Genomic DNA, 10,092 nt, shown 5'->3' on the forward strand with positions numbered 1-10,092 from the left:
ATCTTTTAAATATATGCTTTGCCAATCTTTAAATTCAAGTAAAGTAGAAGCTTGTCCTGTATAAAAGTTAGGATCTAGGTATTGGGGTTTATAGTCTTTGTAGGGGGGGGAGTTTTGCTTTATATCCCAAGCTTTAAAAAAAACCTTGGTATATTCTTTAGTATATTTGCCTACAGGATCAGCACTTTGTGCAAAATATATTTCATTAGTTTTTTTATCTACCTCTACTCCTAATCCATTAGGAGCGTATATCATATAAGTATCACTCATCTTTTATCCTTTCTTAATTTATCCTATATGTAAGCCATTTTTCATGATTATAGTGGTGGCTAGTCTGTTTGGTTTTATTATTGATTTAGAGCTTATAAATATAAAAATTCCTAAATATTATATAAAAATATTATTGTATTATTCTTATTGTTGCCAAGTGTTATTACTCATCTTAGTAAGCGAATTTTTTATCATAATCACTTAATTATGTTAAAAATTTATTTATTGACAGTTAAAATTCAAACCACAAGGAGTGAATTTTTGATAGTCTTTAAAGATTTTCATATATCACATACACACTCGCAATTAATATAGGAACATTACACATAAATCTTATAAACCAACTTAATTTTTTGCGTTTTTCTCCTGTACTATAGCATTTAAATAAATAAGCTTGTAATAAACAAGGAAGTATGATAAATGTGATTACTAAAAAAAACATAGTTGCAAAGGTCAAAAATTCAAAACACTCATATGCTTTATATTCTTGTGGTGATAATTTTTCAACTTCTGGAGGATCAAGCAATACAAGCGATTTATAAAATTCAAGATCATAGCTAAAATAAAATATGATAACAATAATTGTAAAAAACACAATAAAATATATTAAAAAATAAGATTTTACAAATTCTTTTATATTGATCTTAATCCAATAATTTATAATAAAAAAGACAATAAGAAAACTTAAAGTCGTAAGATAAAATTTTATATTAGTAAAAGCAAGAATAAATCCAAATAAACCCCAAAAAATAGAAAGTGTAATATCTCCTCCCATTTAAACCCCTGTATTATAAAGCACATTATAAGCTTTATCTTTAAAATCAAACTTAGTGATAAAATCTTTACTATAAAGTTTAAAATCTAAACCATAAGGAGTGAATTTTTGATAGTCTTGATAATCTTGATTGTAAATATAGTATTGTTTAGTTTTTGGAGATTGCAGAATTCTTTGAGGGCTTATTGAACAATCAATTTTATATCCATCTATTTCCCTTTCAAGCCATTCTCTATAAGTTGCCATTTGCCACAAAGAACCTTCTATGCTAAAAGTCTTCATTATTCAAATAACTAGCTTGTGCAAGCTCGGCATAATCTCTTAGCTTATTGATTTTTTCTTTCAAAATTATCCTTTATTTAAACAATGATAAAAAAATATATAATGTAACATAAAAACTATTATGATAATAAAACATGTAATATAATATCAAAGCCACAGGATAATACAATAATATCCATAATGTATTTATAATATATTTTCTTTCTTTTTTTATCACAAAATATACAATATTAAAAATGAGTAATGGAGGCAACCAAATTATAGCTATAAATTGTAAAGCAAGTATGAAAAAATCCATAAAATCCATACTATCAAATCCATGTGCTGTGGGCAGAAAAATTCCAAGTCCAATAGTCCAAAACATCCCCCAAATGATATAAATTTTCTTTAATCCATTCATTTGTTTTCCTTTTTTGTAGAATTTAGGCTAAAGTTAATTTTTAAAAATACAGTGGTAATTATAATTTTTGTATTATTTTAATAAAGCTTTTAAATCCTTATAAAATTTATTTGCCATCATCTTATAGCCTTGAATTGTTAGATGGACATCTTTTAAGGATAAATCATGTTTTATCCAAACATTTTTTCCACCACTTTGTTCTATAAATTCATTGGTATCAAAAACCAACAACTCTTCTTCTTTTGCAAGCTCATAAATGGCATTTTTAGCCTCTTTAAATTTTTGCTTTAAAAGGGAATTCTTTTCATCTTTTTTAGCCAAAGTAGGAGGGGTTACAAGAGTGATGATAGCCCTTGGATTATTTTCTTTAAGAATTTGAATGAGTTTTTTGTAGTTTTTCTTAAAATTTGCTTTTGAAAAACCAGGAAGTAAAATGTCATTTGAACCATAAACTAGCATGATGAAATCATTATTTAAAATTTTTAATTCATGTTTAAGTGTTTTTTCATTCCATCTTAACCATAGAGTTGAGCTTGCGCCATTAATACCTAGGATATCTATGAAATTATTATTGTATTGTTTGTAAATAAAATATCCGCCCAGCGAAACATTTTTTTGCAGTGCTTGAATTTTAAGAGGAAAGGAAACATTCTCCAATTCTTTATAAGTCCATTTTTGGGCCATGGGGCTTTGAAGTATAAAATTTTGTTTTTTTGCATCATTGATTTGAAAAGCTTTATCAGTATTAGGGCTTTTAAAGAGTATGCCTATTTTAAATTTATTATTTAACTTAGTGTTTAATTCTATATATGCATCTTTTTTTTGAGCTTGTGCAATGATGCCACCTAAAGGATAGCTTATATTTTTATCGTTGTTTTTTGAATTTAAAATGATAAAACCTTTATTTTTGTAGCTAAGATTTGTGTTTTGATGATACTCAGGTTGTAAAGGATAAGTAAAACCTATTGAATTGTTTTGGAATATTAAATTGCGAAGTTCTCCTGAGAAAAAATCTGCTGCAATATGCGAGTCTCCGAAAATTCTGATTTTTAAATCTTGTTTTTTTTGAAATTTTTCTTTGAAATTCTGTAATTTTTCATCTGAAGTAAAATTATGCAAATTGCTTTTTGTATTTAAAATTTGTTCGGCTTTAAAATTACTCGCATTTGCACAAGCTGATAGGCTAAATATATAAAAAATAAAAATCAATAAATTAGTGTTTTTCATTTCTTTCTTTCAAAATTAAATATTTTAATAAAAGCTTTGACATTAATTCAGATCCCTTTTGCGTGAAATGTATACCATCGTTTGCTCTGATTTTTATGCTTTTATTATTTTCGTTTTTAACATAACTTGAAAATACTCTATCTTTACTCATAGTTTGTGTTGTTTGTATGAATATCTCATCTTGTTTTTCTAGCTGTACTCGGTAGAGTTCATTGAGAATTTGAAGTTTTTGATTTAATTTTGTATCTTTGACAGGAGGAATTTCATACCAAAATAATGTGGCGTTATTTTCTTTAGCAATGTTAATGATTTCGTTAATTCTTTGGGCGTAAATTTCTTGCCATTCTTTGCTATTAAAATGATAAGATTTGCCTTTTTTTCTAAAATCCCAAGGATCATTTGCGCCTAGTAAAACAACTAAATATTTGATATTTTTATTATTTTCAAAGGCCTGGTTTGTAGTTTTATTCCAATCGAAAAAACTTTTATAGGTGAGTCCTGTGCTTTGTTTGCTTAAATTTATGCTTTTGATATTGTATTTTTTTAAATCCTTGGCTAAGCTTATAGCTACTCCTTGCATTAAAGAATCTCCGATGAATAAAAATTCTTCATTTGGCAATATATTGATTTTCTTTTCGCTTTTTTTTGTCTTTTGAATATTGTTTTTTTGTTGAATGCTTAAATTTAAATCTGTTATGCTAAAGTTTTCATCATTTGTAGAGTCAAAATGATATTTTTGTTCAAGATAATTATTAATACTCTTATGCATTGCAATATTAACAAGTATAAAAGTGATAACTAAAATAAATAAAAATTGAATGATTTTCATTAAAAACTCGAATAAATAAAATTTGGAATCCCGCTTGGCATGGTTTTAAAAATCAAAATTAAAACGAATGCCAAAACAAAAGGCTTTAAAAATAGCGGCATTTGAATAAAGATTTTTACGCAATTTTCTTTTAAATTTATAAGATAAGGATAAAGCAAAAAACTTGCCGCAAAAGAAAGTAAAATGGTGAAATTTTGAGTATTGTTTGGTTGGGTGAAATTTTGTACGCAAGAATTTAAAAACAACAAAGCGTCTTCAAAATTTGCATAATAAAAAAATATCCATGCAAAACTTACATAATGAAAAGTAATAAATCTACCTAAATAAGTGCTGTATTTGAATTGATATTTTTTAAAAGCAAAAAAATGCAAAAATACCACTCCAGCACCATGCAATAATCCCCAAATTAAAAAATTAATCGTATTGCCGTGCCAAATTCCTGATAAAGCAAATGCAATAAGCAGATTAAATAAAGTTCGCACCAATCCTTTTTTACTTCCACCTAGAGGTATGTAGATAAAATCGCGAATAAATGTAGATAAACTAATATGCCATCTTTGCCAAAATTCTTTTAAATTTTTTGCCAAATAAGGCATATTAAAATTAGGCGGCAGTGTAAAGCCCAGCATTAAGGCAAAAGCACATACAAGATCCACATAACCGCTAAAATCACAATAAATTTGCACGCTAAAAGCATAAATAGCACAAAGTAAATCTAAAAAATTATAATTACTTGGGTTGTCTAAAATTTCTTTAGCATAAATGCCTAAATAATTTGCTATCAAAACTTTTTTTACTATACCAAAAAGCAATAAAATTAAAATCAAATCAGCGTTTTCGAATTTTCGTTTTTTATGGGCTTGAGCAAAGAAAAATTCACTTCTCATAATAGGTCCCATTAATAAAGTAGGAAAAAAGGAAAGATAGGTGCATAGATCAAGAAAAGTTTGAATTTTACGCTTTTTATAAACTTCGGTGAGATAGGTAATACTTGCAAAAGTATAAAAACTAATTCCCATAGGAAAGATCACATCAGAATTTAGAAAGTCAAATCCTAAAAATAATAAAAATTGATCAAAGCTGTCTTTGATACTAGAAAAATATTTAAAAAAACAAAGATTTAAAATTACCAAAGCAATGCAAGCTAAAAAAAGGTATTTTTTTCGTCTGATAAAAATCACTAAAGAAAAATAATAAATAAAAAAAGTATAAATAAAAAGTATAAGTGCGAAATAAGGATTGATTAAAATATAAATAAAATAACTAAAAATTAAAATAAGAAAATTTTGCACTTTATGGTGATTGAAAAACCAATAAAGCGCAAAAAAAAGTATCATTAAGATACTAAATTCCAAAGAAAAAAAAGTCATTTGTGAAATTTAAGCTTTAGCAAGATTTTTAATGTATTGATCGGCTAAATATAAACCATTGGCATTATCGCTAATGAGTTTTATTTTATCTACTATACCTCTAAAAAGTGCTTCTTCTTCGTGTTGTTCGCTAACATACCATTGTAAGAAATTAAAAGTGGCGTAATCTTTATGCGTGAGCATATGATCGACTAAATTATTGATTGAAGCTGTGATGCTTTGCTCGTGCTTGAAAGTTTTTTCAAATACATCAAGCAAGGAACTAAAATTCTGTTCAGGTTCTGCAACTGCTTTTAATTCTACTTTTGAATCAGTTTCGTTTAAGTAGGTGATTAATTTTTTAGCATGTTCGCTTTCTTCGCTTGCGTGCTGAAACAAAAATAAACCCGCACCATCAAAACTGTTTTCATAACACCAAGAGCTCATGCTGAGATATAAATTTGCAGCATACATTTCTTTATTGATTTGTTCATTGAGTAGCTTGATAACTTCTTTTGAAAGCATTATTTCTCCTTAAATTTTAATAAAATAATTTTATAATGATATAAAGAATAATTTAAAATAATCTAAAAATTAGCAAAATTTTGCTTCGCTCCCTTGAGTCTTGCTGTTTTTGTAAAATGAATGAGCTCTTCTGTGGTTTTGATATGATAAGGAAGTTTTGAAAGGCAATATTTAAAAATTTCAGCCGCCGCTAAAGCATCGCTTAAAGCTCTGTGATGGGTGCTTTGTATATTTAAAATTTCTTTTAAAGTTTCAAGTTTGTAACGCGGACTTTCTATGCAACATTGTGCAAATTCTATAGTGCAAATGCGACGATTAAGCAAAATTCCAAAACCGCATTCGTTAAGGGCTTTGGAGATAAAAGTATAATCAAATCTTACATTGTGTGCGATAAAAATACTGTCTTTTAAAAACAATCTAAAATCATTTAAAACTTTGGCTAAACTTGGAGCATCTTTAACCATTTGAAGCGTAATACCTGTAAGTTCTGTGATATTTTGTGGAATTTGTTCCACTTTGATAAAGCTATTAAAGCGTCCTAATTCCTTAGAATTTTTGATTTTTACTGCACCAATTTCTAAAATTTGTCCGTTTTTAGTTCCCCCTGTGCTTTCAATATCTACTATGCAAAAAGTTTCGTTTTTGATATTATTTGTGCGTGTTTTTAGGCTGATTAAATTGTCTTTATTTAAAAGCAGACCAAGGCCCATTAATTCAAGTGTTTCTAGATCAAGGTCAAAATAAGATAATTCTTCGATTTTCGCAAATTCATTCATTACCCATTGATAGGGTTTGCTTTGTTTACTAAGCACGGAAATGATTTGATCGATTTGCTGTAGGTTCAAAATTTAAGCTTTAAAGATGAGATTGAGGTTTTATAATCATTTGAAGAAAATATATAACTTCCAGCTACTAAAATATCAGCTCCAGCAGTCTCTAAATCGCTTGCATTTAAGCCATTTATCCCCCCATCGACTTCTATAAAAACCTTAGCATTTTTTTTATCAATTAAAGATCTTAATTCTTTGATTTTATCATAAATTAAAGGTAGAAATTTTTGACCGCCAAAACCAGGATTAACACTCATTAAAAGCACCATATCCACAAATTCTATCATGTGTTTTATCGAATCTATAGGCGTGTGTGGATTTAAAACTATAGCAGGGTGAATTCCATGATTTTTAAGGTATTCGCAAAGTCTTATAGGATGATTTTCGGCTTCAATATGAAAAGAAATAAATTTGGGTTTTAAGGGAATGAAAAGATCTATAAATTTAATTACATCATTAACCATTAAATGCACATCTAATGGCACTTGGGTGATGGTGGAAATTTTTTCTATTACACAAGGTCCAAAGGTTAAATTAGGCACAAAATGTCCATCCATCACATCAATATGAAGTAAGTCTGCTCCTGCTTCACTTACGGCTTTGATTTCTTCTTCTAATTTTAAAAAATTTGCAGATAACAAACTTGGGGCTACATACATTGCTTTTACCTTGTTTTTTAAATTTTTTATTTCAAAGTTGATAATTCTATCTTGTAAAGTATAAAAAAAATATAAAACTAAAATATAAAAAAATTAAAAATCTTTATATTTTTTAAGTTTTATTTGATATAATTACCGTTTTTATTATTAATTACGAAAAATTTTTTAAGGAAAAGCAATGGCTAGAGTATGTCAAGTTACGGGTAAGGGTCCTATGGTAGGAAACAATGTCTCTCACGCAAACAATAAAACAAAAAGAAGATTTTTACCAAATCTTAGAACAGTTCGTGTCACTTTAGAAGATGGAACTACAAGAAAAATGAGAATAGCAGCTTCTACGCTTAGAACTCTTAAAAAACAAAATTCTAAATAATTTTAAAAGAGTCTTGGACTCTTTTTATTTCAAAATTCTAAATACTAATTTAATTCTTGCTTTTAAAAATTTTAACTTAATATTAATGAAAATTTTTAATAATAAGCAATTTAATGTAGTTTTTTATGTGATTTTTTTGATTTTTTGGTTATAATAATTACATTAATATTTTTTAAATTTAAAGGAGTTTTTATGCTACACGAATATAGAGAATTAATCTCAGAATTAAAAGGAAAAGATGCGCATTTTGATAAATTATTTGAGCGTCATAATGAACTTGATGATCAGATTAAAGATGCTGAAGAGGGAAGGGTGCATTTAGATGATCTTGCATTATCTGCACTTAAAAGAGAAAAGCTCGGTATAAAAGATGAGCTAAGTGAGTATTTAGCTAATTGCAAAAAATCATAAAGCAAAAGGAATATCACAATGTTTGGTTCAAGCAAAACGCAAAACGAAAATTTAACAAACGCTCTAGCTCAAATCAAGAAGTTAGAAGCACAAATAGAAAGCCTTAAAAATGAAAAACAAGAAATTAGTGACAAGCTTAAGCGTTGTGAGCAAGATGCGTTAGAGTCTTCTCTAAAAACAGATTTATTGCAAATTTTACTTAATGGGGCTTTGCAAAATATCACTATAGTTCAAAATGATATGTCTGATAATGTTAATAAGGCTGAACAAATTTCTAGTTTATCAAAGTCTTCTTTAAATAGCATTAATAGTCTTCAAAATGCTACAAATTCCATCAACTCTTCTCTTGCGGATATTGTAGAATCTGCAAATAAATCAAGAGATGCTGCCGCAACTTTGCACAGAAGTGTGGATGAGATTACCAATGTAATTAGTTTGATTAAAGATGTATCCGATCAAACTAACCTTTTGGCGTTAAATGCAGCCATTGAAGCTGCGCGCGCAGGAGAGCATGGACGAGGTTTTGCGGTTGTTGCTGATGAAGTTAGGAAATTGGCAGAAAAAACACAAAAAGCTACAGCTGAAGTAGAAATGAATATCAATCTTTTAAAGCAAAATGCCAACGAAATGTATACTCAAAGCGAGCAAGTTGAAAAAGTTTCAATGGATTCAAATTCACATATTATGCAATTTGCTGATCAGTTTAATGCTTTTATTCAAGAAGTTCAAGCCATTGATACTAATGCCAATATTATTACTTCAGAAACTTTTGTTTCTTTAGTGAAGCTTGATCATATGGCATTCAAACTTAACGCTTATAAACAAATTTTTGTTCGTTCTGGTGAAAAATTAGCCGATCATACAAGTTGTCGTTTAGGTAAGTGGATGGCGAGTGCAGGTAGGGAGAGATTTGAACATAATCATTATTTTGGTAAAATTACCGAACCACATCAAAGAGTGCATTATAATATGAATAACGCAATAGAAACTGCACATAATGAAGACATTACTTGTTCGCAAATTCAAGGTGAAATCATTGAAAAATGTAATGAGGCAGAAAAAGCATCTTTGGATTTATTTGAAGTATTTAAAGATATGCTTTTGGAAGAAAAAAATAAAAATAATATTCAAGAAGAAAATTGATTTTAAGCTAACTCAAATATTTGAGTTAGCTTTATTGATAAACCACAAACAAGCGTAGTCGAGTAAAGGCGATCTTGTTATTTTTGTAACAAATTCTTGAAAATCTTCTATTTTAACAAAAACGCTTTCAATAACCTCTTCACAAATCCCGCCTCCGTTTGAAATTTTATCTTCTTCATCAATTTCAGCGAAATAAAGAGTTTGCTTACTTGCACCAGAACCAAATCCTGTATAAAATTCACCTATTTTTTCAAGTTTTTTAGGAGAGTATCCAAGTTCTTCGATACATTCTTCCTTGGCGATTTGCTCTAAACTAAGTTGCTTATCTACGAGTCCTGAACAAAGTTCTATTGTGTAACCCATATTATCGTCTTTGATATAATTTGCATCTTTTTGCTGGTGAAACCAAAGGGCAATGCGAAATTGTTTTACAAAAACAAAGCTTTGTAAAGATTTGTGATAAAGCAAGATTGAAACACTATCCATTGCTTCGATAAAATCCCAAACGCAATTTTTTCCATCATTGGTAAAACTATATCGTTTAGGCTTTATGTAGATAGAGTCTTTAAATTCCAATTCTTTGATATTACTAATTTTCATTATTGCAACCTTATAAATTTTTAATGATTATAATTAAAAGTTCTTAGTATTAGATAAAAGAATTATTTTTTTAGATAGGTTGATATTTTACACTGTTTAAGTGCAGAACAAATCAAAGACTTTTATAGGATAAATTTTTCAAAAAAGAATATTGATAATATTTTGATTAAAGGTTAATAAACCTTTTGGTAAAGGTTTAAAAATCTTTTTTTGCGAAGATTTTTGAAAGAAAATTTATTGATTTTAAATTTTGAAATCTTATATTTCTTAAGTATTAAAATTTGCAAATCAATCTTTAATGCCATTTTCTTCACCAAATTTTAGAATTCTAGCTCGAAGTTCTTGCGGAAAATTATATCTATATATAGCAGGAATTCTTGGATCAAGGAGTTTATCAAGCTTATGTCTTTTATAATACC

General features: G+C 28.0%; 13 protein-coding genes and 2 pseudogenes. 5 read left to right on the forward strand and 10 right to left on the reverse strand.

The window, feature by feature from the left end; all coding sequences use genetic code 11:
• A pseudogene (locus ELQ16_RS09435) lies at nt 1–270 on the reverse strand (hypothetical protein); the annotation flags it as partial.
• 413 nt (nt 271–683) lie between these two features.
• Between ELQ16_RS09435 and ELQ16_RS10450 the strand changes: the two are divergent.
• Nucleotides 684–812, forward strand: coding sequence for a hypothetical protein (locus ELQ16_RS10450; protein ID WP_279586269.1), 129 nt, complete (start codon nt 684–686; stop codon nt 810–812).
• Nucleotides 813–1,045: 233 nt separating this feature from the next.
• Here ELQ16_RS10450 and ELQ16_RS09445 read toward each other — a convergent pair whose 3' ends face one another.
• The 8 genes from ELQ16_RS09445 to rpe all read right to left on the reverse strand — a co-directional run bounded on the left by ELQ16_RS09445 (nt 1,046) and on the right by rpe (nt 7,146).
• Nucleotides 1,046–1,327, reverse strand: coding sequence for a hypothetical protein (locus ELQ16_RS09445; protein WP_134239363.1), 282 nt, complete (start codon nt 1,325–1,327; stop codon nt 1,046–1,048).
• Between the two features lie 73 nt (nt 1,328–1,400).
• A complete protein-coding gene (locus tag ELQ16_RS09450; protein ID WP_134239365.1) occupies nt 1,401–1,727 on the reverse strand; it encodes a hypothetical protein in 327 nt (108 codons plus the stop codon).
• 72 nt (nt 1,728–1,799) lie between these two features.
• On the reverse strand, nt 1,800–2,954 hold the full coding sequence (locus ELQ16_RS09455; RefSeq protein ID WP_134239367.1) for a GDSL-type esterase/lipase family protein: 1,155 nt from the start codon (nt 2,952–2,954) through the stop codon (nt 1,800–1,802).
• Complete coding sequence (locus ELQ16_RS09460) at nt 2,941–3,783, reverse strand: DUF459 domain-containing protein (RefSeq protein ID WP_134239368.1); 843 nt, start codon at nt 3,781–3,783, stop codon at nt 2,941–2,943. Before ELQ16_RS09460 ends, ELQ16_RS09455 begins: the two co-directional genes overlap by 14 nt.
• Nucleotides 3,783–5,153 carry an MBOAT family protein gene (locus tag ELQ16_RS09465; protein ID WP_134239370.1) on the reverse strand — a complete coding sequence of 457 codons (1,371 nt, stop codon included), beginning with the start codon at nt 5,151–5,153 and terminating at the stop codon, nt 3,783–3,785. Before ELQ16_RS09465 ends, ELQ16_RS09460 begins: the two co-directional genes overlap by 1 nt.
• Nucleotides 5,154–5,162: 9 nt before the next feature.
• Nucleotides 5,163–5,657, reverse strand: a complete 495-nt coding sequence (locus tag ELQ16_RS09470) for a ferritin (RefSeq protein WP_134239372.1) — start codon at nt 5,655–5,657, stop codon at nt 5,163–5,165.
• A gap of 62 nt (nt 5,658–5,719) precedes the next feature.
• Nucleotides 5,720–6,502 (reverse strand): 3'-5' exonuclease, encoded by a 783-nt coding sequence (locus tag ELQ16_RS09475; protein ID WP_134239374.1) that lies wholly within the window; start codon nt 6,500–6,502, stop codon nt 5,720–5,722.
• Complete coding sequence (gene rpe, locus ELQ16_RS09480; RefSeq protein WP_134239376.1) at nt 6,499–7,146, reverse strand: ribulose-phosphate 3-epimerase; 648 nt, start codon at nt 7,144–7,146, stop codon at nt 6,499–6,501. The genes ELQ16_RS09475 and rpe overlap by 4 nt, the downstream gene beginning before the upstream one ends.
• Before the next feature lie 178 nt (nt 7,147–7,324).
• Here rpe and rpmB point away from each other — a divergent pair, with 178 nt between their 5' ends.
• From rpmB to ELQ16_RS10585, 4 genes and pseudogenes are all read left to right on the forward strand, one after another.
• Nucleotides 7,325–7,519: a 50S ribosomal protein L28 gene (rpmB, locus tag ELQ16_RS09485; RefSeq protein ID WP_134239378.1), complete on the forward strand. Its 195-nt coding sequence runs from the start codon at nt 7,325–7,327 to the stop codon at nt 7,517–7,519.
• A 192-nt stretch (nt 7,520–7,711) separates the two neighbouring features.
• Complete coding sequence (locus ELQ16_RS09490) at nt 7,712–7,930, forward strand: YdcH family protein (RefSeq protein WP_134239379.1); 219 nt, start codon at nt 7,712–7,714, stop codon at nt 7,928–7,930.
• A 435-nt stretch (nt 7,931–8,365) separates the two neighbouring features.
• Nucleotides 8,366–8,620: pseudogene (locus tag ELQ16_RS10580) on the forward strand (methyl-accepting chemotaxis protein); the annotation flags it as partial.
• Nucleotides 8,621–8,725: 105 nt separating this feature from the next.
• Nucleotides 8,726–9,073, forward strand: coding sequence for a CZB domain-containing protein (locus ELQ16_RS10585; RefSeq protein ID WP_407919973.1), 348 nt, complete (start codon nt 8,726–8,728; stop codon nt 9,071–9,073).
• 12 nt (nt 9,074–9,085) lie between these two features.
• Here the strand turns inward: ELQ16_RS10585 and ELQ16_RS09500 are convergent, their stop codons facing one another.
• Entirely contained in the window at nt 9,086–9,673 is a 588-nt protein-coding gene (locus tag ELQ16_RS09500) for an NUDIX hydrolase (RefSeq protein ID WP_134239382.1), read from the reverse strand.
• Nucleotides 9,674–10,092: the final 419 nt, after the last annotated feature.

This window comes from Campylobacter sp. US33a, assembly GCF_004378855.1.
Taxonomy (GTDB): Bacteria; Campylobacterota; Campylobacteria; order Campylobacterales; family Campylobacteraceae; genus Campylobacter_D.